The 23,315-nt window shown below is 63.3% G+C and carries 22 protein-coding genes; 11 read left to right on the forward strand and 11 right to left on the reverse strand.

Annotated elements, in window-relative coordinates; translation table 11 throughout:
• Window positions 1–33 precede the first annotated feature (33 nt).
• The 5 genes from phnK to phnG are packed head-to-tail and all read right to left on the reverse strand — an operon-like array spanning window position 34 to window position 3,883.
• Window positions 34–810 carry a phosphonate C-P lyase system protein PhnK gene (gene phnK, locus BQ8794_RS21210; protein WP_077380631.1) on the reverse strand — a complete coding sequence of 259 codons (777 nt, stop codon included), beginning with the start codon at window positions 808–810 and terminating at the stop codon, window positions 34–36.
• Entirely contained in the window at window positions 807–1,700 is an 894-nt protein-coding gene (locus tag BQ8794_RS21215) for an alpha-D-ribose 1-methylphosphonate 5-phosphate C-P-lyase PhnJ (protein ID WP_077380632.1), read from the reverse strand. Before BQ8794_RS21215 ends, phnK begins: the two co-directional genes overlap by 4 nt.
• Window positions 1,697–2,809, reverse strand: a complete 1,113-nt coding sequence (locus BQ8794_RS21220) for a carbon-phosphorus lyase complex subunit (RefSeq protein ID WP_077380633.1) — start codon at window positions 2,807–2,809, stop codon at window positions 1,697–1,699. Before BQ8794_RS21220 ends, BQ8794_RS21215 begins: the two co-directional genes overlap by 4 nt.
• Before the next feature lies 1 nt (window position 2,810).
• Window positions 2,811–3,422: a phosphonate C-P lyase system protein PhnH gene (gene phnH / locus BQ8794_RS21225; protein WP_077380634.1), complete on the reverse strand. Its 612-nt coding sequence runs from the start codon at window positions 3,420–3,422 to the stop codon at window positions 2,811–2,813.
• Window positions 3,422–3,883, reverse strand: a complete 462-nt coding sequence (gene phnG, locus BQ8794_RS21230; protein WP_077380635.1) for a phosphonate C-P lyase system protein PhnG — start codon at window positions 3,881–3,883, stop codon at window positions 3,422–3,424. Before phnG ends, phnH begins: the two co-directional genes overlap by 1 nt.
• A 125-nt stretch (window positions 3,884–4,008) precedes the next feature.
• Here phnG and phnF point away from each other — a divergent pair, with 125 nt between their 5' ends.
• The gene (gene phnF / locus BQ8794_RS21235; protein ID WP_077380679.1) at window positions 4,009–4,758 is read left to right on the forward strand and encodes a phosphonate metabolism transcriptional regulator PhnF; all 750 of its coding nucleotides are present in this window, start codon (window positions 4,009–4,011) and stop codon (window positions 4,756–4,758) included.
• A gap of 7 nt (window positions 4,759–4,765) precedes the next feature.
• On the opposite strand, the gene BQ8794_RS21240 is transcribed toward phnF, so the two are convergent.
• From BQ8794_RS21240 to BQ8794_RS21265, 6 genes are all read right to left on the reverse strand, one after another.
• Entirely contained in the window at window positions 4,766–5,782 is a 1,017-nt protein-coding gene (locus BQ8794_RS21240) for a zinc-binding alcohol dehydrogenase family protein (protein ID WP_077380680.1), read from the reverse strand.
• Between the two features lie 65 nt (window positions 5,783–5,847).
• On the reverse strand, window positions 5,848–6,813 hold the full coding sequence (locus BQ8794_RS21245; protein ID WP_077380636.1) for an ABC transporter permease: 966 nt from the start codon (window positions 6,811–6,813) through the stop codon (window positions 5,848–5,850).
• The gene (locus tag BQ8794_RS21250) at window positions 6,810–8,363 is read right to left on the reverse strand and encodes a sugar ABC transporter ATP-binding protein (RefSeq protein ID WP_077380637.1); all 1,554 of its coding nucleotides are present in this window, start codon (window positions 8,361–8,363) and stop codon (window positions 6,810–6,812) included. The genes BQ8794_RS21245 and BQ8794_RS21250 overlap by 4 nt, the downstream gene beginning before the upstream one ends.
• 104 nt (window positions 8,364–8,467) lie before the next feature.
• The gene (locus tag BQ8794_RS21255) at window positions 8,468–9,463 is read right to left on the reverse strand and encodes an ABC transporter substrate-binding protein (RefSeq protein ID WP_077380638.1); all 996 of its coding nucleotides are present in this window, start codon (window positions 9,461–9,463) and stop codon (window positions 8,468–8,470) included.
• Between the two features lie 338 nt (window positions 9,464–9,801).
• Entirely contained in the window at window positions 9,802–10,800 is a 999-nt protein-coding gene (locus BQ8794_RS21260; RefSeq protein ID WP_077380639.1) for an aldo/keto reductase, read from the reverse strand.
• Between the two features lie 62 nt (window positions 10,801–10,862).
• Window positions 10,863–12,368 (reverse strand): UxaA family hydrolase, encoded by a 1,506-nt coding sequence (locus tag BQ8794_RS21265; protein WP_077380640.1) that lies wholly within the window; start codon window positions 12,366–12,368, stop codon window positions 10,863–10,865.
• A gap of 266 nt (window positions 12,369–12,634) precedes the next feature.
• Between BQ8794_RS21265 and BQ8794_RS21270 the strand changes: the two genes are divergently transcribed.
• The 10 genes from BQ8794_RS21270 (at window position 12,635) to BQ8794_RS21315 (ending at window position 23,261) form a co-directional block, all read left to right on the forward strand.
• Window positions 12,635–13,528: a GntR family transcriptional regulator gene (locus BQ8794_RS21270; protein WP_077380641.1), complete on the forward strand. Its 894-nt coding sequence runs from the start codon at window positions 12,635–12,637 to the stop codon at window positions 13,526–13,528.
• A gap of 129 nt (window positions 13,529–13,657) precedes the next feature.
• Window positions 13,658–14,011 carry a DUF2946 family protein gene (locus BQ8794_RS21275; RefSeq protein WP_077380642.1) on the forward strand — a complete coding sequence of 118 codons (354 nt, stop codon included), beginning with the start codon at window positions 13,658–13,660 and terminating at the stop codon, window positions 14,009–14,011.
• A 104-nt stretch (window positions 14,012–14,115) separates the two neighbouring features.
• The gene (locus tag BQ8794_RS21280; protein WP_077380643.1) at window positions 14,116–14,655 is read left to right on the forward strand and encodes a copper chaperone PCu(A)C; all 540 of its coding nucleotides are present in this window, start codon (window positions 14,116–14,118) and stop codon (window positions 14,653–14,655) included.
• Between the two features lie 39 nt (window positions 14,656–14,694).
• Window positions 14,695–15,213 (forward strand): YcnI family copper-binding membrane protein, encoded by a 519-nt coding sequence (locus BQ8794_RS21285; protein WP_077380644.1) that lies wholly within the window; start codon window positions 14,695–14,697, stop codon window positions 15,211–15,213.
• 55 nt (window positions 15,214–15,268) lie between these two features.
• Entirely contained in the window at window positions 15,269–16,894 is a 1,626-nt protein-coding gene (locus tag BQ8794_RS21290; RefSeq protein ID WP_077380645.1) for a copper resistance CopC/CopD family protein, read from the forward strand.
• A gap of 122 nt (window positions 16,895–17,016) precedes the next feature.
• Window positions 17,017–18,465 (forward strand): NADP-dependent phosphogluconate dehydrogenase, encoded by a 1,449-nt coding sequence (gene gndA / locus BQ8794_RS21295; RefSeq protein ID WP_280174613.1) that lies wholly within the window; start codon window positions 17,017–17,019, stop codon window positions 18,463–18,465.
• Between the two features lie 466 nt (window positions 18,466–18,931).
• Window positions 18,932–20,527: an MASE4 domain-containing protein gene (locus BQ8794_RS21300; protein ID WP_244555055.1), complete on the forward strand. Its 1,596-nt coding sequence runs from the start codon at window positions 18,932–18,934 to the stop codon at window positions 20,525–20,527.
• Between the two features lie 12 nt (window positions 20,528–20,539).
• Complete coding sequence (locus BQ8794_RS21305; RefSeq protein ID WP_077380647.1) at window positions 20,540–21,202, forward strand: response regulator transcription factor; 663 nt, start codon at window positions 20,540–20,542, stop codon at window positions 21,200–21,202.
• Between the two features lie 73 nt (window positions 21,203–21,275).
• A complete protein-coding gene (locus BQ8794_RS21310; RefSeq protein ID WP_244555056.1) occupies window positions 21,276–21,662 on the forward strand; it encodes a response regulator transcription factor in 387 nt (128 codons plus the stop codon).
• A 237-nt stretch (window positions 21,663–21,899) separates the two neighbouring features.
• Complete coding sequence (locus BQ8794_RS21315) at window positions 21,900–23,261, forward strand: epoxide hydrolase family protein (RefSeq protein ID WP_077380649.1); 1,362 nt, start codon at window positions 21,900–21,902, stop codon at window positions 23,259–23,261.
• Window positions 23,262–23,315 lie beyond the last annotated feature (54 nt).

Genomic DNA, 23,315 nt, shown 5'->3' on the forward strand with positions numbered 1-23,315 from the left:
TCGTTTGCGGGCCAGCACCCGGAACAATCATCGTCACACCTGCAGAATGGAAGAAACGAGAAGCTGAGTGTAGGGCGCGCGCGGATCGTCGAGCACGCGGTCGGTGAGGCCGCTTTCGACGACGCGGCCGTCCTTCATCACCATCATGCGTTGCGACAGCAGACGCGCTACCGCGAGGTCGTGGGTGACGACGATCGCCGCCAGGCCGAGATCGGTGACCAGGCCGCGCAACAGGTCGAGCAGGCGCGCCTGCACGGAAACGTCGAGGCCGCCGGTCGGCTCGTCCATGAACACCAGGCGCGGCCCGGTGACGAGGTTGCGGGCGATCTGCAGGCGCTGGCGCATGCCGCCGGAAAAGGCCCGCGGTTCGTCGTCGATACGGTCCTCGTCGATCTCTACGCGCGACAGCCAGTCGACGGCGGTAGCGCGGATTTTGCCATAGTGGCGGTCGCCGACCGCCATCAGCCGCTCGCCGACATTGGCGCCGGCCGATACCGTCATGCGCAGCCCGTCGGCAGGGTTCTGGTGGACAAAACCCCAGTCGGTACGCATCAGGAAGCGGCGCTCGGCCTCGCTCATGCGGTAAAGCTCGCGGAACTGGCCGTCGCGCATGCGGTAGCTGGCGGTGCCGGAGCTCGGCAGCAATCTGGTCGACAGGCAGTTGAGCAGCGTCGTCTTGCCGGATCCGGATTCGCCGACCACCGCCAACACCTCGCCCGGCCACAGGTCGAAGCTGACGTTCTCGCAACCAATGCGCGAACCGTAGAACTTGGACAGCGCGGAAACGCGCAGCAGCGGCACGTCGCTCATTGCGTCGGCTCCATCGTCTCGGGCGCGAGGTCGCCGCGACGGCCTTGCTCGCGCCGCTTCTCGCAATGGTCGGTATCGGAGCAGACGAACATGTGGTCACCATGGTCGTCGAGGATGACCTCGTCGAGATAGACGTTCTCGGCCGCGCACAGTGCGCAGGGCTGGTCGAAGGTCTGCACCTCGAACGGATGGTCCTCGAAGTCGAGGCTGACTACGTCGGTGAAAGGCGGCAGCGCATAGATGCGCTTTTCGCGGCCGGCACCGAACAGTTGCAGAGCCGGCGAACGGTGCATTTTCGGGTTATCGAACTTCGGCGTCGGCGACGGGTCCATCACATAGCGACCCTCGACCTTGACCGGATAGGCGTAGGTGGTGGCGATGCGGCCGTGCCGGGCGATGTCTTCGTAGAGTTTTACATGCATGAGTCCGTATTCCTCCAGCGCATGCATTTTGCGCGTTTCCGTCTCGCGCGGCTCGAGGAAGCGCAGCGGCTCGGGGATCGGCACCTGATAGACCAGCACCTGGCCCGATGTCAGCGGATGTTCGGGAATGCGGTGGCGGGTCTGGATGATGGTCGCCTTGGCCGTCTCGGTGGTGACGGCGACATTGGCGACCTTCTTGAAGAAGGCGCGGATCGAGACGGCATTGGTGGTGTCGTCGGCGCCCTGGTCGATGACCTTCAGCACATCGTCGGGGCCGATGATCGAGGCGGTGACCTGGACGCCGCCGGTGCCCCAGCCATAGGGCATCGGCATTTCGCGTGAGGCGAACGGCACCTGATAGCCGGGAATGGCGATACCCTTGAGGATCGCGCGGCGGATCATCCGCTTGGTCTGCTCGTCGAGATAGGCGAAGTTGTAGGTGGCGATATCGGTCGGTTGTGCGGTCATTCCGCGGCCTCCCTTTTTTCTTCCACCTTGCCGCCGTTTTCGCGGGCATCGTGCTCGGCGCGCATGCGGCGCACCAGGTCGAGCTCGGCCTGGAAGTCGACATAGTGCGGCAGCTTGAGGTGCTCGACGAAGCCGGTCGCCTGGACATTGTCGGAATGGGAGATGACGAATTCTTCGTCCTGGGCGGCGGCGACGACATCTTCGCCGAATTCGGTTGCACGAAGCGCGCGGTCGCACAGCGCCATGGCCATCGCCTTGCGCTCGCTCTGGCCGAAGACGAGGCCGTAGCCGCGGGTGAATTGCGGCGGCGCCTTGGCCGAGCCCTTGAACTGGTTGACCATCTGGCACTCGGTGACACGCGCAGAACCGAGCGGTACGGCGAATGGCAGCTCCGGCACGTCGAGTTCCAGCTCGACCTCGCCGATGCGAACCTCACCGACGAACGGATGGTTGCGGGCATAGCCGCGCTGGGTGGAATAGCCGAGCGCCAGCAAAAAACCCTCGTCGCCGCGTGACAGCGCCTGCAGGCGGATGTCGCGCGCCATTGGGAATTCCAGCGGCTCGCGGGTGATGTCGCCGGGGATATGGTCCTGCGGCATGTCGCCATCAGGCTCGATCAGCCCTTCGCGGGCGAGGATGGCGGAGACACGCGGCATGGCGTCCGCCTCGCTAGCGCGCTGCAGCGGCGAGGCGACATCGCCGCCCGCGGCAAGCCCGGGATCGAGCAACCTGTGCGTGTAGTCGAAGGTCGGGCCGAGGAGCTGGCCGCCGGGCAGATCCTTGTAGGTCGCCGACACGCGCCGCTCGACCAGCATCGCGCCGGTGTCGATCGCCCTGGTGTAGCCGAAGCGTGGCAGCGTGGTGCGATAGGCGCGGATCAGGAAGATCGCCTCGATCATGTCGCCGCGCGCCTGAACGATGGCCAGCGCCGCCAATTCGCGGTCGTAGAGCGAGCCTTCGCTCATCACCCGGTCGACGCCGAGCGCCAGTTGCTCGACGATCTGGTCGAGGCGAAGAGCCGGCACCGAACGGTCGCCGCGGCGGCGGTCGGCGAGCAGGGCGTGGGCGTTGGCAATGGCCGCTTCACCGCCTTTTACCGCGACATACATATCACGCCTCCATCGTCTTGATGCGCGTCGTGCGCGGCAGGCAGGCAACGCCTTCCGGGGTGGCGAGGATAATGTCGACACCACGGGGGAAACGCTGATTGTTCTGCTTCCATTGTTCGACGAAGTGGCGCGGCATCTGCGCCGGCGCGATTGTCACGGTTGTTTCGATGCCAGGACCTTCGAGCAGCAGCGGGGCCCCTGAGACGAGATCGCTCACCTGCAGGATCAGCGTCGTCGAGCGGTCGGGATAGTCCTGGGTGCCTTGTGAAAAGCCGTCGAGCGCCATCATCTCGGCCGGCGTGGCGATCAGCGCGAAATGCGCATCGGCTGGCGTGTGGGCCAGTGGCGCGCCGGTGTGGAAGCCGAGCCAGGATTTCACCGCTGCTGGTGCCTGCAAAACGAGGTCGAGCCAGATCGGCGTGTCGTTGTCGCACAGCGCCAGCGCGATAGCACCCGCGGTGGCCGACAGTGGTGCCGGCGGGCGGGCAAAGACCGGCAGAGGCTGCAGGGTGCCGGGCCGCGCCATTGCGTCCATCACGGCGCGGAACACCGTCTGGGCGTCGAACACCGGATCGACAAAGCCGCCCTCGATCGCCTGGGTTGCGATTTCCATCAGTCTTCTCCGCGTACCATGGTGAAGAAATCGACCTTCGTTGCCGCCGTCTCGGCGCGCCGCCGCTCACGTGCGCTGGCCAGTGCGGCCTGCAGCGGCGCAATGAGTTTGGTCTCGACCTCGTTGCGGCGGGTGGGATCCTGCCAGAGCGCGTCGGCGATCGCCGCCAGCTTTGCTTTCTGCTTGTCACGGCCGAGCGCGTAGCAGTGGCCGACTTCTCCCGAGGCAAGCCGCACCGTCGCGCGGGTGACCGTCGCCTCGCCGACGTTGAATGGCGCGCCGCCGCCGCCGATGCGGCCACGCACCGTGACCAGGCCGGTTTCGGGGCCGCGCAGGAGTTCTGCTTCCGAAGGCAGGCCGGCTTCGTTCCAGAGGCGGACGATATCGTTGCCGGTCGATTGCGCCAGCGTCGCCATGACGGCCTTGCGCTCAGCCTGATCGCGCGCTTCCTGTCCTCGCATGGTTAACATTCCCTTGCATCGAAAAATTTGTCTATTGATATAGACAATTATACAAATTATATCTATTTTCTAATGCGTGTCCATGACGGATGGATGACAGGGCGAAAAAGATCGGGGGCAAAGAGATGATCGGTCAGCAGATGGCCAGCAGCTTGGAGCGGCGCAGCGGCGTCTCGCTATGGCGGCAGATCGCCGACCAGATCCTGCAGTCGATCGCGGTCGGCGACTTTGCCGAGAATGCTGCGTTGCCACCCGAAGTTGCACTGGCCGAGCGCTATGGCGTCAACCGCCATACGGTGCGCAGCGCCATCGCCGCACTGGTGCAGGATGGCGTGCTCAGGGCCGAACAGGGGCGCGGCACCTTCGTGCTGTCGCGCAAGCGGCTGTCCTATCCGATCGGCGCGCGCACCCGTTTTTCGGAGGGCTTGCAAGGGCAAGCGTCGGAGCGTCGCAGCGTGCTGCTCGAAGCGGCGGTCGAGCCGGCCAGCCGGCGCGTCGCCGAAGGGCTGGGGCTTGCCAGGGGTTCTGTTGTAATACGCCTCGAGACACGCGGCGAAGCCGATGGGCAAGCGGTCTCGCGTGCCACCGGCTGGTTCGACGCGGCTCGCTTCGCCGGCATCGATGCCGCCATGGCCGAAACCGGATCGGTGACAGCCTCATTCCAGCGTTTCGGCATCGGTGACTATCTCAGGCAATCGACGGTGCTGTCGGCCCGCCACGCGGACGCCGCCGACCTTGCCGATCTCGATCTGCAGCCCGGCGCCATCGTGCTGGTCACGGTCGCCGTCAACGTCACGCCGGACGGCCAGCCGATTCAGTTTGCCGAAACGCGGTTTCCGGCCGAGCGGGTCGAGCTCAAGTTATCGGCGCTTTAGGTCCGGTTCATCCGACCTGGATGACGGCCTTGATCAGGCCGGATTTCTCATGCGCCCAGCGGGCAAGGTCGCGCGGTGTATCCGAAAGCGTCGTGCGATGGGTGATGAGTTTTGCCAGCGGCACAGCACCATCGCGGATCGAGGCAGCGACATGGTCGAAGTCGGCGCGCAGAGCGTTGCGGCTGCCGATCAGCGTCATCTCGCGCTTGTGGAATTCGGGATCGGAAAAGACGATGTCGTCCTTGACGACGCTGACCAGGACCAGCGTCCCGCCATGCGCGACATGGGCGAAGGCTGACTGGACGGACTGGGTGTTGCCGGTGGCATCGAAAATCACGTCAAAACCTTCGCCGTTGGTCGCCTCGCGCACCAGATCGGTCGCAGACTGCCGCGAACCGTCGAGGGTGGCGAAGCCGAGTTCGCTTGCAGCAAAACCCAGCCTTTCCGCGCTCATGTCGAGCAGCGTCACGTCGAGGCCGGCGATACGGGCAAACAGCGCCGTGCCGAGGCCGATCGGCCCGGCGCCGATGACCAGAGTGCGCGCGCCGGGATCAGCCAGCGAGCGCCGCACGGCGTGCGCCCCGATCGCCAGGAATTCGACGGCGGCGGCATCGGCCAGCGACAGGCCGTTGACCGGATAGAGATTTTGCGCCGGCACCAGGATCCGTTCGCACATGGCGCCGTCGCGGTGGACGCCGAGCACCTCGATCCTGACGCAGCAATTCGGCTTGCCTTGGCGGCAGGCGATGCATTTGCCGCAAGCGAGATACGGGTTGATGATCACCGGCTCGCCGACGGCCAGATCGACGCCTTCGCCAGCCTCGATCACGGTGCCGGAGACCTCATGGCCCATGATGCGGGGATAGGCGAGGAACGGATGCTTGCCCTCGAAGATATGATAGTCGGTGCCGCAGATGCCGACATGACTGACCGCGACCAGCGCCCAGCCCGGCGGTGGTGTGCTCGGCGCCGGGCGGTCTTCCACAACAAGATCGCCGGGCGAACGGCAGATGACGGCTTTCATGCTTTGATCCAGTCGGTTCATGGCACCGCCGGCCCGATCGCCGGGCCGGCGGTTGTTAAAATGGTCTACTTGCCGCGGCGGCGCAGGCCGTCGAAATAGACGATGACGATGATCAGCACGCCGGTAATGATGCGCTGCCAGAAGGCATTGACGTTCAAGAGATTGGCGCCGTTGTTGATGGTGGCGAGGATGAAGGCGCCGAGCAGCGGTCCGTGCACCGAGCCGACGGCGCCGAACAGCGAAGTGCCGCCGATCACCGACGAGGCGATCGCCTGCAACTCCCAGCCCTCGGCCTGCGTCGGATTGCCGATGCCGATGCGCGAGGCAAGCAGCACGCCGACAAAAGCCGCGCACAGGCCCGACAGCGTATAGGCCATGTAGATGGTGCGCTGGACGTTGACGCCGGACAGACGCGAGGCCTCGGCGTTGGAGCCGACCGAGAACAGATATCGGCCCCAGCGGCTGTGATGCAGGAAGATGTAGGCGGGGATGCCGACCAGGATCACCATCCAGAACAGATTGGGGACGCCGAGAAACGAGCTGCGCGAAAACAGCTGGAAGGCGTCGTTGTTGATCGAGATCGAGTTGCCGTTGGTCATCAAGAGGCCGATGCCGCGCAGCGAGGTCAGCGTCGCCAGCGTGATGATGAAGGGCGGCAGGCCCATCTTGACGATGCCGAAGCCGTGGAACATGCCGATGGCGACGCCGACCAGCAAGGTGATCAGGATGGCGAGGTAAATCGGCACGCCGGCATTGATCAGCATCGCCACGATGACGGTGGCGAAGCCAACGACGGCGCCGACGGAAAGGTCGATACCTCCGGTGATGATGACGAAGGTCTGGCCGACCGCCAGGATGGCGATCATCGAACCTTGCCGCAGCAGGTTCGAGATGTTGTTGGCGGAGGCGAAGCTCGGCGTCGCCACCGACAGGATGACCCACAAAAGAACCAGCAGCGCCAGCAGTGTCAGCCCGAACAGGGCGTTGTAGTTGCGTTTCGGCCTTTCGGCCGGTATCGCCTCGGTGCTCATATCTGTCCTCCCGGTTTTTCTTGTTTCTCGGCCAGCGCCTGGGTCAGGATCTCCTCATGGTCGGCAGTGTGGAAACCATGAGTGGCCACCAGTTTGCCGCGCCGGAACACATGCAGCGTGTCGGCCAGTTCATAGACCTCGGGCAGGTAGGACGAGATGAGGATGATGCCGGCGCCATTGGACAAAAGCGCACTGAACAGGCGGTAGATCTCGGCCTTGGTGCCGACATCGACGCCAACTGTCGGCTCGTCGAAGATGAACAGCTTGGCGCCGTGAGCCAGCCATTTGCCGATGACGATCTTCTGCTGGTTGCCGCCGGACAGGCTGGAGGCGAGCGCGTTGCGCGTCGGCGTCTTGATCCTGAGATTGGCGATCTGACGATCGGCCTCGGCCTTCTCCTGTGCGCTGGAGATCAGCAGATTGCTGGAGATGCGCTTGTAGATCGGCAGATTGAGATTGAGGCCGACCGGCAGGTTGAGGCAGAGGCCCTGGTCGCGGCGGCTTTCCGGCGCCAGCGCCATGCCGAGTTTTATAGCGTCATGCTCGGAGTTGACCTGAACCTGCTTGCCCTCCCAGAGAATCTGGCCGGCCGACTTGCGATGACGGCCGTAGAGCGTGGTGACGAACTCGCTGCGCCCGGCGCCGATCAGGCCGTAGAGCCCGACGATCTCGCCGGCACGGACCGTCATCGAGACATTTTCAAAACCCTTGCCGGAGAGATTTCGGGCTTCGAGGAGCGTCGCGCCCGGGGTAAAATGCTCCTTGTGATAGACTTGCTCGATCGAGCGGTTGATCATCATCTTGACCAGCTCGGCGTCGTTGGTCTCGGCGATGTTCCTGGTGCCGACAAGCGTGCCGTCGCGCAGCACCGAGACGCGGTCGGCGAGCTCGAACACCTCTTCCATGCGGTGGCTGATGTAGATGATGGTGACGCCTTCGCCCTTCAGCCGGCGGATCAGCGTGAACAGCTGGTCGGCCTCCTTGCGGGTGAGATAGGCGGTCGGTTCGTCGAAGATCAGGAATTTTGTGCCGCGCACGGTGGCGCGGGCGGCGGCGATCAGTTGCTGCTGGCCTATGGTCAGGTCACCCAGCACGACATGTGCCGGCAGATCGAAGCCGAGATCGTCGATGATCTTCTGCGCTTCCCTGACCATGGCCCGCTGCTGCAGGATGCCGAAGCGGGAATCCTCCTCGCCGAGGAACATGTTGGCCGCGACAGTGAGATGGCGGCACAGAACGACCTCCTGATGCACGGCATTGATGCCGAGCGCCATCGCCTCATGCGGCGTCGCCAGCGCTGCCGGCTTGCCCTCCCAGATGACGTCGCCGGAGGTGCGCGGCATGACGCCGGTCAGCAGCTTGATCAGGGTGGATTTGCCGGCACCGTTCTCGCCGACAATGGCGTGGATTTCGCTGGCCTTGAAGGCGAGGTCAATCGGCTTCAGCGCGTGCGTGCCGGGATATCGCTTCTCCAGCCCCTTGAGTTCGAGGATCGTCCTGCCCGGTTCCAGCGTTGGGGCCGGATGCAGTTCCTGCGCCGTCGACGTCATGACAATCCTCCCAGATTGGCCTCCCAGATTGGCCTCACGAGTGGCACGCGTGTAGGTCGTTTCCGGGGCGAAAAGCCCCGGAAACGGTGCCCCAATGCCGGTGCTCAGTCGAGCTTCGGATTGAGCAGCGCGTCGATCTTCGGTTCTTTCATGTTGGCCTTGGTGACGAGGTTGGCGCCGGTGTCGACATTGGCCTCGACCTTCTCGCCCTTCGAGGCGGCGAGCGCCGTCTTGATGCCGTCATAGCCCATCCGGTACGGGTCCTGGACGACGAGAGCCGAAATGACGCCGTCGTTGAGGAACTTGATCAGCTTCTCGTCGCTGTCGAAGCCGACCAACCCGACCTTGCCGGCCAGGCTGTTCTCGGCGATCGCCTGACCGACGCCCTGCGCCATGATCAGGTTGGAGGCGAAGATGCCCTTGAGGTTCGGATTGGCGGTGATCAGGTCGGTCGCGATGTTGAGGCCGGTGGTGGCCTGGCCGTCGGCGTACTTGTCGGCGACAAGCTTGAGGCCGGGATATTTGGCGGCGAGCTGTTCCTTGAAGCCCTGGGCGCGCTGCTCGAGCGAGCCTGCGCCGGGAAGCGCGGTGATCAGGGCGACGTCGCCCTCGATTTTGCCGCCATTGGCTTCGCCGATCGCGGCCGCCAGCCCGTCAGCGGCGACGCGGCCGCCCTGGATATTGTCTGTGGTCAGGAACGAGGTGAAGGCCTTGGAGTCGGCGCCGGAATCGATGCCGATGATCTTGACGTTGGTGGCTGCCTCGTCGATCGGCTTGCCGAGCGCCTTGGCCTCGGTCGGTGCGATGACCACGGCAGCCGGGTTGCCGGCGACGGCGTTTTCAAGGATCGAGATCTGGCCGTTGACGTCGGTCTCCGCCTGGGCGCCGAGTTCCGGCACGTTGACGCCGAGGTCCTTGCCGGCCTTGCGGGCGCCGGCAAGGACGATCTGCCAGTAGAAAGAGGTGGTGTCCTTGACGATGATCGGAATGGTTACGTCCGCCGCCGAAGACGGCGCCGAATGCATCACGCCGGCAAGCATCGAGGCGGCGGCGAGCGCCACGAATGCGCGGCGGTTGAGAATGCTGGTCACGAATTTCATTAGACTTCCTCCCTAAGTCGCCCGGTGAACGTAGCGGAAGCTCGGTTTGGATAGGCGCTGGCCAAACGGAACTTTATCAATAAAAAACATTTACCGCATTTTGATAGTGCATCGGTCCGGTCGACGCAAGCGGTGTTTCGTATCGTCCTCAGTACGCCTCGACTGGAAGGGAGTGCCGATCCTCATTGCCAAACCCCACAGTTCCTCTCTCCTGAAAAGCAATGGAATATTAATTCCATATTTCAGTCAATATGGAATATTCATTCTTTTTTTAGGCGTAAGGTGGGGCGCCTCCTGATCGCACCGTCCGCCGTTCAAACGGCGAAGGCAGCAGCGCATCAGCCAAGTTTCTGAACGACCGTGTAGGGATCATATTTGGCGAATTCTATTTCGGGCACCTGTATGTCGAGCAGTTGCAGATTTCGTTCCAGATTGGCCGGCTTGGCGGTGCCCGTCAGCACAGAAGCCACCACAGGCTCGTGCAGCGGGAACTGGAACGCCGCCGCGGCAAGCGGGTAGCCGCCCTCGGCGGCGATTTTTTCCATGGCGCCGACGCGGTCGAGAATGTCCTCGGTGGCCGGCAGGTAGTCGAAATGCGCACCCGGCACCAGGCCGGTCGCCAGGATGCCCGAGTTGAAGACGCCACCGATGATCAGCGAGGTCTGCCGTTGCCGGCAAAGCGGCAGCAATTCGGCTTCGGCGGTGCGGTCGAGCAGCGAATAGCGGCTGGCGAGCAGGATGCAGTCGAGCGGCGCCTGGCGCAGCACATCGAGACAGATCTGAACCTCGTTGACGCCAAGGCCGTAGGCGGAAATGACCCTGGACGATTTCAGCTCTTCCAGCGCCTTCAGCCCGCCATCCATAAACTGGCGGAAATGCTGCTTCGTTTTCTCGACGCCATGCGTGTAGACGCCGATGTCGTGGACGAACAGGATGTCGATTCGATTGAGGCCAAGCCGCGCATAGCTGAACTCGACCGAGCGCATGATGCCGTCGTAGGAATAGTCGTAGTCGGGCGCAAAGGGCAGTGGATCGACATAGGAATGGTCCGGAATCCGGTCTTCCGGCACCGGCCGCAACAGGCGCCCGACCTTGGTCGACAGCACGTAGGTGTCCCGCGGCTTGTCGCGCAGGAAATCGCCGAAGCGGCGTTCCGAAAGGCCGAAGCCGTAGAAGGGCGCGGTATCGAAATAGCGCAGGCCGGCATCCCAGGCGAACTGCAGCGTCTGTATCGCCGTCTCGCGCGGGCAGGCTCGGTAGAGCCCGCCGACCGCCGCGCCGCCGAAGCTGACCTCGGTTATTTCCAGCGCGGTGCTGCCGACACGGCGTTTCTTCATGCAAAGCCTCCCACCAGCCGTTGTTCCGGCCTGTCCGTTGTCGTTGTCGGTTGGCGGTCGGGCTAGAGCGTCGCTCCGAGGTGCCAGGGCACGAACTCGTTGTCGCCGTAGCCGAACTCCTCGCTCTTGGTCTTGCGGCCGGAAGCCGTCTCGACGATCAGCTCGAAAATCTCGCGGCCCATGCCGGCAATGGTCTTTTCGCCCGAGGCGATGACGCCGCAATTCACGTCCATGTCCTCTTCCATCGTGTGGTACATGGTCGAGTTGCTGGCGACCTTGATCGACGGTGTCGGCCGGCAGCCGAAGCAGGAACCGCGGCCGGTGGTGAAGACGATGACGTTGGCGCCGCCCGCCACCTGGCCGGTGGCGGAAACCGGGTCGTAGCCGGGCGTGTCCATGAACACCAAGCCGTGTCCGCTGACCTTCTCGGCATAGCCGAAGACGCCGTTGAGCGGCGTCTGGCCGCCCTTGGCGACGGCGCCAAGCGACTTCTCCAAAATGGTGGTCAGGCCGCCGCGCTTGTTGCCGGGCGAAGGATTGTTGTCGATGGAGGCGCCATGCTTGGCAACATGGTCCTCCCACCACTTTACATAGCCGTCGAGCTTGGCGGCGATCTCCGGGGTCGCCGCACGATAGGCCAGCAGATGCTCGGCGCCGTAGATTTCCGTCGTCTCGGAGAGGATGCCGATGCCGCCGACGCCGGCCAGGATGTCGACGGCGGCGCCCAGCGCAGGATTGGCGGTGATGCCGGACATGCCGTCGGAGCCGCCGCATTGCAGGCCGACGACGATCTCGCTGACCGGAATCGGCTCACGCTCAAGCTTGCCGATCTCCTCTGATATCTCGGCCAGCACGACCAACGCCTTCTCGACAGATTTGCGCGAGCCGCCGGCTTCCTGGATGTTGAAATGGCGTTTCCCCGCGGCGACGCCCTTCTGGCCATAGAGGGTGAGCTGGTTGACCTCGCAGCCGAGACCGACCATCAGCACACCGCCAAAATTCGGGTGACGGGCATAGCCGGCAAGCGTGCGGTGCAGCACCATCATGCCGTCGCCGGTGGCGCTCATGCCGCAGCCCTGGCCGTGAACGATGGGAACGAAGCCGTCGATCCCCGGATATCTGGGCAGCAGCCTGCGGTTCGCCTCGTCGGCGATGGCGTGGCAAACGGTGGCCGAGCAATTGACGCTGGCGAGAATGCCGATGAAGTTGCGCGTGCCGGCACGGCCGTCAGCGCGGCGGTAGCCCATGAAGGTGCTGGCGCGATCGGCCTCTGTGGCGTGCACGGCCTCGCTCGGCGGCACCACCGGCAAACGACCGGATTCGAAGACCAGATTGTGCGAATGGACATGCTCGCCGGGCGCAATGGCTTCAGTGGCGCGGCCGATCGCCTGGGCGTATTTGACCACGGCCTCGCCGGCGGCAATCGGCTTGATCGCCACCTTGTGGCCGGGTTCGATCAGCGCCTTGGCAACGGCGCCGCCCGGCAGCACCGCACCGATCTCGATGCGGCCGTTGGCGACCGCGACATTGTCGGCGGGGGACAGAAGAATGCTGTTTGCGGCGTTCACGGGCAGTTTCCTGGGTGTTCCTGGGATCGGCAAGCGATTGACACGCGCCTGTTAACAGTTAATGTCTTTTATCGTGAAAAAACAGTTTTGCGTCAATTGTTTTTTCATGACGAAGCCGCGCGTTCTTGTGGATGCGCAGAGGACCGCACACTGGAACCAGGCCTGACTTCCGAAAAGCGATTCCGCTTCCCGGGAGCCTGCCTAGAGCATCTGTATATCGCGCTTCAAGCCGGCCGCCGCAAGCGCCGGTGCGCAACGGGGCAGGGATGTCGAAGAGCAACAACGTCTACAAGGACGCCTACAATCGCGGTTTGCGGCTGCTCGACGAAACGAAAAGCCTGCCGTCGGAGCCCGAGCTGGGCGCCCTGCTTGGCGTCAGCCGCACGACCATCCGCACCATCCTTGCGCGCATGGAGGAGACGGGGCTGATCGCCTGGAACAAGCGCAGCAAGACGGTTTTGCGCGTGCCGCGGCCGGACGACTTTTTTCCCGAGGAAGAAACCGACACGCTGTCGCAGATCATCGAGCGCTCCTTCATGCGGCGGCTGCTTGCCGGCGGTGCTGAGCCCGGCATGCAGATCAACGAACTCGAGCTGGCGCGCGAGATCGGCGTCGGCACCACCAGCGTGCGCGAATTCCTGATCCGCTTCTCCCGCTTCGGGCTGATCGAGAAGCGCCGCAACAGCCACTGGGTGCTGAAAGGTTTTACCCGCGCTTTCGCACTGGAACTGACCGAAATCCGCGAGATGTTCGAACTGCGCTCGGCCGCCGCCTTCGCCGCCCTGCCGGAAGACAGCCTGGTGTGGGCCGACCTCGGCCTGCTGGAGGACGAGCATCGCCTGCTGGCGCGCGAGATCGCCACGCGCTTCAACGAATTCTCGGAGCTCGACGAGCGCTTTCACCGGCTGATCCACCGCGCGTCGCACAATCGCTTCATCGTCGATTTCTACGACGTCATCGCCATGATCTTCCACTACCACTATCAGTGGAACAAGGCGCAGGAGCGCGAGCGCAACGAAGTGGCGGTCGCGGAACACCTGGCCTATATAGACGCGCTCAAATCGCGCGATCTCGGCAAGGTCGACGCCGCCTGCCGCAAGCATCTGAAATCGGCGCGCAATACGCTGTTGACCTCGATCCCAGAGGGCCAGCAACCATAGCGAGCTTAAAAGCGCCGCGTTGCCGCAGTGGTAATTTGGCGATTTTCCACCTGCTGAGCCCGTGCTAGATATCTGGCCGTTGCTGCGTAAAGAGGCAGGTCTTTGAACATCCGGCGGAGACGATGGAGCATGCCGGCCGCGTTCGCCGCGGCTTATTTGCTCGTGCTCCAGTCAGTGCTTGGCGCATTCGCCTTCGGCATCGGGCCGGATGCTTCGCAACGGGACGCTTTCGGCAACGTCATCTGCACCCAGCAGGGCGCGGCCCAGCGTCCCGGCGACCCGCACCAGCAGCACATGCCGGCCTGCTGCGTGCCTGGCTGCGGCGTGGCCTCGGCTGTCTACGCGCCGCCGCCCGCCGCCGCCACGCTGTCCAGCAATTTTTCCGTCGAAACCGTTGCGTTTGTGCTGCCGGCGTTCAGGTATCTCGACTTTGCCCGCGACCGCTCTCCGTCGAATCCGCGCGCGCCTCCGGTGACGGCCTGATCCGTCCCAGTTCGCCTTGCGGAATTTTTCGCGGGCGAATTCGTTCAACATCGAAACTGTTCGCGACCGGCCGACGGCGCGATTTCTCAGTTCCTGGAGCTATCATGTCTCACACTTTTCGCGCGCGGCTCGGCCGCAACAGCCGCTTCCTGCGCAGCTTCGAGGAGCGACTCGGCGTCACCGTACTCCTCCTCGCCCTGCTGTTCGTCAGCGCCCAGGCCGTTTTCGCGCATGAGTTCAGGGTTGGCGACCTCGAGATCGTGCATCCCTGGTCGCGCGCCACGCCACCCGGCGCCAAAGTCGCCGGCGGCTACTTCACCGTGACCAACACCGGCAGTTCGCCGGATCGGCTGCTGTCGATCTCCTCCGATGTGTCGGACAGGGCCGAACTGCACGAAATGGGTGTCAAGGACGGCGTCATGACCATGCGGCCGGTCAGCGGCGGCCTCGAAGTCCCGGCCGGCGGCAAGGTCGCGCTGGCTTCCGGCGGTTATCACTTGATGTTTATCGGTCTCAAGCGTCAGCCCAAACAAGGCGAGACGTTTTCCGCTGCGCTGACCTTCGAAAAGGCTGGCACGGTCACCGTCGAGTTCGCGGTGGAAGGCATGGGCGAAACGGGCGGCATGCACGACCATGCCAATTGATCCGGCCAGATCCGCACAATTCAAACTCGAGGAACCATCATGAACAGCTATCTTCTGTCGGCCGGCGCGTTTTTCGTCCTGGGGACAAGTGCTGCCTTTGCCCACATTACCCTGGAAGCGCAGGAGGCGGCGGTCGGGTCGACCTACAAGGCCATCCTGCGCGTGCCGCATGGCTGTGAAGGCAAGGCGACGACCGCGGTGCGCGTGCAGATCCCCGAGGGCGTGATTTCAGTGAAGCCGATGCCGAAAGCCGGCTGGACGCTGCAGGTCAAGAACGGCAGATACGAGAAATCCTACCAGCTCCATGGTCAAGAGGTGTCTAGCGGCGTCAAGGAAGTCAACTGGAGCGGCGGCAGCCTGCCGGACGAATTCTACGACGAATTCGTCTTCCGCGGCACACTGGCGGCGGATCTGCCGGTGGGCCAAACGCTCTACTTCCCGGTGGTGCAGGAATGCGACGGCGCCGCCGAACGCTGGATCGAGATTCCAGCGGCCGGCCAGGATGAGGACGCGCTGGAATATCCGGCGCCCGGCCTCAAGCTTGCGCCGAAGCAATGATTTTTTGGCGGCGCGCCTTGTTCGAAAGAGCGCGCCGCTGTTTTGTGGCAGTGACATGAGTGCTGCATCCCTGCTGCGAACGGTCTGCACAACCGGCCGACCTGCGATCTGCCTGCTGGCTGCGATCGTGCTGCTTGCCGCCATTGCCGCGCCGGGCCAGGCCTTCGCCCACGCGGCGCTGGTCACAACCGAGCCGACGGACGGCGCCGTGCTGGCGCAGAGCCCCGCGCAGTTCTCGCTGACCTTCAGCGAGCCGGTGTCACCGCTGATGCTGACCTTGGTGCGGCCTGATGGAACGCCGGTTCCGCTGGCGTCGTTTCGGCTCAATGCCCAGACGCTCGACGTCGACAATCCGCAACGGCTCGGATCCGGCACGCATGTGCTCAGCTGGCGGGTGATCTCCGCCGATGGCCATCCGGTCGGCGGCTCGGTGCTGTTTTCGATCGGCGCGCCGAGTGCGGCGCCGGCCGTCTCCGAAGCTGTCGACCGGGGTCTGAGGTCGGCAATCTGGATCGGCAAGGTCTTTCTCTACGTCGGCCTGTTTCTCGGCGTCGGCGGCGCCTTTGCCATCGCCTGGCTGGCGAAGAGCGGGCGTTCCGGCCGGCGCTTCGTCATCGCCGCGATCCTGTGCGGCCTCGTCGCAGTGCCGTTGTCGCTCGGCTTGCAGGGACTGGACGCGCTCGGCGCACCGTTCGTCCAGCTGGCGCAGCCTGGCATCTGGCAGGCCGGGCTCGCCACCAGCTTCGGGTGGACAGTGCTGGTCGCGCTGGTGGCGCTCGGGCTTGGCCTGCTGTCGCTGGTCGGGCCGCGCGGCGGCGCAAAGTTGCTTGCCTTTGCCGGCTTGGCCGGTGTCGGCGCCGCCCTCGCCGCCAGCGGGCATGCAAGTGTCGCCGAACCGCAATGGCTGACAAGGCCGATGGTGTTTCTGCACGGCGCCGGCATTGCATTCTGGGCCGGGGCGCTGGCGCCGCTCGGTCTCGCAATGCGGCGGAAGCCGGCCGAGGCCACGCCTTTCCTGCGTCGGTTTTCCCAGGCGATCCTGCCTGTCGTGGCCGTGCTTGCGGCCACCGGATTCGTGCTGGCTGTCATCCAGGTGCAGGCGCCCGCAGCTTTGCTCGAGACTGCCTATGGCCGGCTGCTGCTGGTCAAGCTGGCGCTGCTGTTGTTTCTGTTTGCTCTGGCCGCCATCAACCGCTGGAAGCTGACCGGTCCGGCGGAAGCGGGAGAGGCGGAAGTAAAGAGGAGGCTGGTCCGCTCGATCGGCATTGAGATGCTGATCGTTCTGGCGATATTCGGCGTTGCCGCCGGCTGGCGCTTCACGCCGCCGCCACGCGCCCTGGCGATCGCAGCGGCGCAGCCGGCTTCGGTGCATATCCACACGCCGAAGGCGATGGCCGACCTCAGCATCACGCCCGGCCATGTTGGACCGGTTGCCGCCTCGATCGTCATCATGACCGGGGATTTCGGCCCGCTCGATGCTGAGCAAGTGACGCTGGTGCTGTCAAAACCCGACTCCGGCATCGAGCCGATCAAGCGCGCGGCGACAAAGCGCGGCGACGGCACTTGGCGCGTCGACGATCTCGTCGTCCCGGTTCCCGGCCGATGGACGGCACGGCTCGATATTCTCGTCTCGGACTTCGAGATCGTGAAGATAGAGGCGCCGATCGACATCAGACCGTGAGGACAAGCTGCAACACAATTCGGCGAGTGCGGTTGACGCGGCCCTGAAGGCCCGTCAATCATCCCGGCAAGAATGGCATCCCGACAGAATGATAATCGCCGCAAATCGCGGCCAGACAAAAGATCCAACGCAGGGAAGAAACGATGGAAAAAGCCGAAATCGGCCTGATCGGCCTTGGCACGATGGGCTCCAACCTGGCGCTCAACATTGCCGAGAAGGGGCACCGCATAGCCGTTTTCAACCGCACCGCGGCACGTACCGATGCCTTTGTCGAGAGTGCCGGGGCGCTCAGGGATATGGTGGTGCCCTGCTACAGCCTGGAGGAACTCGCCGCCGCCATCCGGCCGCCGCGGCCGATCATCATCATGGTGCTGGCCGGCAAGCCGGTCGACGAGCAGATCGAGGCACTGCGCGGCGTGCTGTCGGCCAACGACATCGTCATCGATGCCGGCAACGCCAATTTCCGCGACACGATGCGGCGCTTCTCCGAGCTTTCCGATTCGGGTCTCACCTTCATCGGCATGGGCGTGTCCGGCGGCGAGGAGGGCGCGCGCCATGGACCGTCGATCATGGTCGGCGGCACGGAACAGTCCTGGAAACGCGTCGAAAAGGTGCTGACCGCCATTTCGGCCAAGTTCAGGGATGAGCCCTGTGCGGCATGGCTTGGCACCGATGGCGCGGGGCATTTCGTCAAGACCATCCACAACGGCATCGAATATGCCGACATGCAGATGATCGCCGAGATCTACGGCATTTTGCGCGACGGCTTAAGCATGGGGCCGAGGGAGATCGCACAGGTGTTTGCCGGCTGGAACAAGGGCCGGCTCAACTCCTATCTGATCGAGATCACCGCCAAGGTGCTGGCCGCCGACGATCCGAAGACAGGCAAGCCGGTGGTCGACATCATCCTCGACCGCGCCGGCCAGAAGGGCACCGGCAAATGGTCGGTGATCGAGGCGCAGCAGCTCGGCATTCCGGCCACCGCGATCGAGGCCGCGGTGGCGGCGCGCGTCCTGTCGTCGATCAAGGACGAGCGCCTGGCCGCCGAAAAGGCCTATGGCAAAGGCGGCGTGACCAGGATTTCCGGAGACAAGGACGCGCTTCTTAGCGATCTCGAACTGGCGCTGTTCGCCGGCAAGATATCAGCCTATGCGCAAGGCTTCGCGGTGATGAGCGGCGCGTCGAAGGAGTTCAACTGGAACCTGCCGATGCCGACCATCGCCAAGATATGGCGGGCCGGCTGCATCATCCGCTCGCAATTGCTGGACACGATGGCGGAAGCCTTCGGCACCGGCGGGGCGGCCACCAATCTTTTGATGGCACCGGCCTTCATCGCGATGATGCAGGAAGCGCATCCATCGCTGCGGCGCATCGTGGCAAGGGCGTCGGAAGCCGGCTCACCGGTGCCGGCGCTGTCGTCGGCGCTTGCTTATTTCGACAGCTACCGCCAGGGCCGCGGCACCTCGAACCTGATCCAGGCGCAACGCGATTTCTTCGGCGCGCACGGCTTCGAGCGTATCGACGGGCAGGGCGCGTACCATGGTCCGTGGGGAAGCGGGGCGGCGGGTTAGCGCCGCGAAATCGGTCATTGAGATGATCTTTGCTGTTGCCCGATAGCAGTCGCGGCCGGCGATCACCCTGGACATCGTAGTTGCGCCAGAAGCAGCCGTTAAGCGATCAATTCCGAGCGCCGGAGCCGGACCCATCGCGGTCATTGGCACGCGCTGACGAATCTTTGGGCGCGCGAGCCTACAGACTCGAGTCGATCGGGGCACAAAGCCGAACAAGCAGCAGGGCAGCCCAGCCCGCCGTTACTCGGTTTGACGGGCCACGGCCCATCGCCGATCGGGAAGACGCACGTTCGAGATCGGGTCGTTGGCCGGAAAGTCCGATCACCGCTGGCGCCGCCTTCCTGGTTCGTTGTTGCCGGGCGACCCGAGTGGTAGGGTGGCGGCGAGTTCAGGCAAAATAGCTTTACAGCACTCCAAGCGTCATGACTTTCGTGTCGCGCGCTGCAGCCGCGGCGAAGAGTATCCAATGGAGAGAACAGCCGTGACTGCCCCAGAGGAAGAATTTTTTGTCCTCTCAGACCTGTCGCCAGGTTCAGCGCAGAAATGGCTCGCTCTTGCTGTCGTGCTCGGCTTGTTGCTCCTTGTATTCATCGCCGCCGGGCCGCTCTCGAGCGTCGAGCCACGCCGGATCGACGCCTTCGTCCCGGCCTACACGACGGCGATGTTCGTGAACGACTCGATCACCGCGATTCTCCTATTCGCCCAGTTCTCCATTCTCCGCTCGCGCGCCATCCTCGTGATCGCGAGTGGCTATGTTTTCACAGCCCTTATCCTCATTCCGTGGATCTTGGCGTTTCCAGGTGTATTTGTGCCCGGTAGAGGTCTGATCGGCGGTCTGCAGAGTACGTCCTGGCTCTACTTTTCGTGGCACGCCGGGTTCTCCATGTTCGTAATAGGGTACGCCTTGCTAAAGGATGCGGACCCCGACAAGCGGCTCTGGCGGGGTACTGTTGGTGCGGCGATAGCCCTAAGTGTCGCCTTGACGGCGGTAGTCGTGTTGGCTGCGGCGTATGTCTGCGTAGCTCTTGAAGCGATGTTGCCCGGCGTGGTGCTGGATTCCCTCCGTCTTAGCCCGCTGTGGCCTTATGTTGGGGCGCCCGTCGCGCTTGTAAGTATTGTGGCCCTCGTCCTGCTTTGGATCAGGCAACGCTCGATGCTCGATCTTTGGTTGATGGTCGTTATGTTCCTGTACGCGATAGAGATACCTTTAAGCTACTACCCTACTCCGGTCCGCTTTAGCATCGATTGGTACGCTGTTCGGATCATCGGGTTCTTTTCGAGTAGTCTCGTCCTGATTGTCATGCTGTACGAGATAACGACGCTTTATGCACGGCTTCTCGGAGCGGTCCGTGGCCAGCGTCAGGAGCGCGAGGCGCGACTGGTAACCGGCGACGCCGTCGCAGCCACGGTTGCACATGAAGTCAAACAACCTCTGTCTGGCATGATAACGAGTGCCGATGCGGGCTTGCGCTTTCTCAATCGCTCGATACCCGATCTGGAGGAAGCAAAGGAGGCATTCAAGCAGATTATCGCCGGCGGCCATCGCGCGGCAGCGCTGATTGAAGGTATTAGAACGATCTTCAAGAAAGAGGACCGGAAGAGAGCTTCGCTCGACCTCAACGACCTCATCAGGGAAACCCTCGCCTTGGTGCGAGAGGGCCTAGCGAAACACCGGATACTGGTCGAAGCCGAGCTAGACGCGCGCCAGCCACAGGTAACAGGTGACCGAATTCAGCTACAGCAGCTACTCGTAAACCTGATCACGAACGCGATCGATGCCATGACCACCGTCGGCGGATCGCGGGTGCTGTCTGTGAAATCTAAGGTGCATGACGATGGCCATGTAACGGTTTCGGTTGCGGACACTGGGACAGGAATTGGTCCGCAAGACATTGATCGAATATTCAATCCGCTCTTCACGACAAAGCCCGACGGTATGGGGATGGGCCTGTCGATCTGCAGGTCGATCGTCGAAGCCCACGATGGGCGGTTGTGGGCTGCCCCGAACACGCCTCGGGGTGCTATTTTTCATTTTAGCTCAATTCGCTCTGTCTCCACATGACGAGGATCCGCTGTGATCAAAGTCGCACTGAAGAGTTCGCAGCCGACGACTGAGGTCGAGCCTGCTGTCTATGTGATCGATGACGACGCCGGAATCCGCGACTCGCTCGGCCTGTTGTTCCGCTCGGTCGGTTTGCGCGCCGAACTATTCCGTTCGGCGAACGAACTCATGCAAAGCAAGCTGCCTCCGATTCCGAGCTGCCTGGTTCTCGATGTTCGCCTACCGGGGTTGAGCGGCTTCGAGCTTCATGCCGAGTTGACCAAGGCCGATGTCCATATTCCCATCATCTTCATCACTGCACACGGCGATATCCCCATGTCCGTACGGGCTATGAAAGCCGGCGCCGTCGACTTCATTACCAAGCCGTTTCGCGACCAGGATATGTTGGATGCCGTCACCGCCGCGATCACCCGCGACCGGGCCAGGCTGGATGCCGATCGCGCGCGGCTCGACTTAAAGGGCCTGTTCGACAGCCTGACGTCGCGCGAACAGGAGGTGATGGCGCTCGTCGCTACCGGCTTAATGAACAAGCAGATCGCCGCTCACATCGGCCTCAGCGAGATTACGGTTAAGATTCATCGCGGCCACGCGATGAAGAAGATGCGTGCGAAATCGCTCGCGGACCTGGTCAAAATGGCCGAAGCTCTCGGTATCGGCCGGGAAATGTCCTCGTAGCCTCATATCTATGTATGACTTTCGAACACAGCCGACTCGTACCATTGTCGGTGCGCATAGATGGGCCAATCGCTTGCCAGACACCCGCGTTATTTCAATCGTCGACGATGACGAATCCATTCGAAGCGGAACTGCGAGTCTTGTACGGTCGCTTGGGTTTGTCGCCCACGCTTTCCCATCCGCACGTGCGTTCTTGCATTCAGAACAACTGGCTCAAACCTCGTGTCTGATTTCAGACATCCAGATGCCGGAGATGAGCGGAATCGAGTTGCACGATATCTTGCGCACGCGTGGACATAACACGCCCATCATTTTCATCACGGCCTTTCCCGATGAAAAGGCGCACTCTCAAGCGTTGGTTCGAGGCGCCGTCTGCTTTTTGAGCAAGCCTTTAGACGGCGACACGCTGTCTCGTTGCCTCGACGTTGCATTGAAAAACAATGCCGGTGAGGGCGACTAGCGCGTCGCTGATCGCTGGCGCGATCAGGCTCAGCAGACCCTAAAGTCCAATCGTCGATGCGCATCCGTTCAACCGAGGGACGCTCGGGCCCGTTGGGGCCAATAAACCTAGGTATGACCGCCATAAACGAAAATGCGGTCACGACCAACCTACGTCCGATGGAGCGCGCACTGGAGTGAGAGCACAACTAAAGTGTTCAACCACTCTAATGGCATCGCGCAACGAAGGAGACTGATCATGTCCACGGCATCACCGGCGCCAAATCGGCGCGACTTTCTTGCCACATCGGCCACCGCATTGCTTGCCACTTCGGCAGGTGCTGCCGCGTTCAACTTCACCTCGTCTCAGCCGGCGGCCGCGGCCGAAGCCAGTTCAATCCGCCCCTTCACCGTCAGCTTCCCGCAGGAGGAGATCGACGAGCTACGCCGTCGCATCGCCGCCACGCGTTGGCCCGATCGCGAGTTGGTGTCCGAAGCAGCTTCTCGGCGGACTTCGGCGACGTTGGCGGCAGGCGACACACAAGGCGTGCAACTCGCGACGATGCAGAAGCTCATCCAGTACTGGGGAACGGAATATGATTGGAGCAAGTGCGAGGCGCAGCTGAAGTCGCTGCCGCATTTCGTCACCGAGATCGACGGGCTGGACATCCACTTCATCCACGTGAAATCAAGCCATCAGGGTGCGCTGCCGGTCATCATCACGCACGGCTGGCCCGGTTCGGTCATCGAGCTGCTGAAGGTCATCGATCCGCTCACGAACCCCACGGCGCATGACGGAACCGCGGCCGACGCGTTCGACGTGGTGATCCCGTCGATGCCGGGCTACGGCTTTTCCGCCAAACCGACCCAACCCGGCTGGGATCCGATACGCATCGCGAAAGCGTGGACCGTGCTGATGAAGCGCCTCGGCTATAACCGGTTTGTCGCGCAGGGCGGCGATTGGGGGGCCCTCATCACCGAACAGATGGCTCTGATGGCGCCTCCCGAGCTGATCGCCATCCACACCAATATGCCAGCGACCATTCCGCCCGAGATTGTGAAGGCGCTTGCCGCCGGCAGTCCGCCTCCCGCCGATCTCGGGCCCGACGAAAAGCGCGCCTACGAGCAGGTCGCCTTCTTCTACAAGTTCGGCCTGGGCTATGCCAACGAGATGGCGCTTCGTCCGCAGACGCTTTACGGGCTCGTCGATTCACCGGCCGGCCTGGCGTCATGGATTCTCGATCACGATGCGGACAGTTATGCACTGATAGCCCGCTCCTTCGATGGGGAGCCGGAGGGCCTTACCCGCGACGACATCCTCGACAACATCACGCTCTATTGGCTGACCAACACGGCCATCTCGTCGGCCCGGCTCTATTGGGAACACCGGCAAACGGCGAAGGCGGGCTTCTTCGACGCCAAAGGCATCACCATTCCCGTCGGCGTGAGCGCGAACCCCAGCGAGATCTACACGGCGCCGAAGAGTTGGACCGAGCGCGCGTTCCCGAAGCTCCTGCATTACGGCCACCCGCCCAAGGGCTGCCACTTCGCGGCATGGGAACAGCCGAAGTACTTCACCGACGACGTGCGCGCATCGTTCAAGACGTTGCGGACGGCGTGAAGTGTTGAGCGGGGATGGCGCGCCGGACGTGCGCGTCACCCTCCGCCTGGCGAT

Source organism: Mesorhizobium prunaredense, assembly GCF_900156895.1.
In the GTDB taxonomy this organism is placed as follows: Bacteria; Pseudomonadota; Alphaproteobacteria; order Rhizobiales; family Rhizobiaceae; genus Mesorhizobium; species Mesorhizobium prunaredense.

Excerpts from the sequence above, each read along its gene's own strand:
- phnK (WP_077380631.1), bottom strand. The coding sequence starts at position 810 with ATGAGCGACGTGCCGCTGCTGCGCGTTTCCGCGCTGTCCAAGTTCTAC.
- BQ8794_RS21215 (WP_077380632.1), bottom strand. The coding sequence starts at position 1,700 with ATGACCGCACAACCGACCGATATCGCCACCTACAACTTCGCCTATCTC.
- BQ8794_RS21220 (WP_077380633.1), bottom strand. The coding sequence starts at position 2,809 with ATGTATGTCGCGGTAAAAGGCGGTGAAGCGGCCATTGCCAACGCCCAC.
- phnH (WP_077380634.1), bottom strand. The coding sequence starts at position 3,422 with ATGGAAATCGCAACCCAGGCGATCGAGGGCGGCTTTGTCGATCCGGTG.
- phnG (WP_077380635.1), bottom strand. The coding sequence starts at position 3,883 with ATGCGAGGACAGGAAGCGCGCGATCAGGCTGAGCGCAAGGCCGTCATG.
- phnF (WP_077380679.1), top strand. The coding sequence starts at position 4,009 with ATGATCGGTCAGCAGATGGCCAGCAGCTTGGAGCGGCGCAGCGGCGTC.
- BQ8794_RS21240 (WP_077380680.1), bottom strand. The coding sequence starts at position 5,782 with ATGAAAGCCGTCATCTGCCGTTCGCCCGGCGATCTTGTTGTGGAAGAC.
- BQ8794_RS21245 (WP_077380636.1), bottom strand. The coding sequence starts at position 6,813 with ATGAGCACCGAGGCGATACCGGCCGAAAGGCCGAAACGCAACTACAAC.
- BQ8794_RS21250 (WP_077380637.1), bottom strand. The coding sequence starts at position 8,363 with ATGACGTCGACGGCGCAGGAACTGCATCCGGCCCCAACGCTGGAACCG.
- BQ8794_RS21255 (WP_077380638.1), bottom strand. The coding sequence starts at position 9,463 with ATGAAATTCGTGACCAGCATTCTCAACCGCCGCGCATTCGTGGCGCTC.
- BQ8794_RS21260 (WP_077380639.1), bottom strand. The coding sequence starts at position 10,800 with ATGAAGAAACGCCGTGTCGGCAGCACCGCGCTGGAAATAACCGAGGTC.
- BQ8794_RS21270 (WP_077380641.1), top strand. The coding sequence starts at position 12,635 with ATGTCGAAGAGCAACAACGTCTACAAGGACGCCTACAATCGCGGTTTG.
- BQ8794_RS21275 (WP_077380642.1), top strand. The coding sequence starts at position 13,658 with ATGCCGGCCGCGTTCGCCGCGGCTTATTTGCTCGTGCTCCAGTCAGTG.
- BQ8794_RS21280 (WP_077380643.1), top strand. The coding sequence starts at position 14,116 with ATGTCTCACACTTTTCGCGCGCGGCTCGGCCGCAACAGCCGCTTCCTG.
- BQ8794_RS21285 (WP_077380644.1), top strand. The coding sequence starts at position 14,695 with ATGAACAGCTATCTTCTGTCGGCCGGCGCGTTTTTCGTCCTGGGGACA.
- BQ8794_RS21290 (WP_077380645.1), top strand. The coding sequence starts at position 15,269 with ATGAGTGCTGCATCCCTGCTGCGAACGGTCTGCACAACCGGCCGACCT.
- BQ8794_RS21300 (WP_244555055.1), top strand. The coding sequence starts at position 18,932 with ATGGAGAGAACAGCCGTGACTGCCCCAGAGGAAGAATTTTTTGTCCTC.
- BQ8794_RS21315 (WP_077380649.1), top strand. The coding sequence starts at position 21,900 with ATGTCCACGGCATCACCGGCGCCAAATCGGCGCGACTTTCTTGCCACA.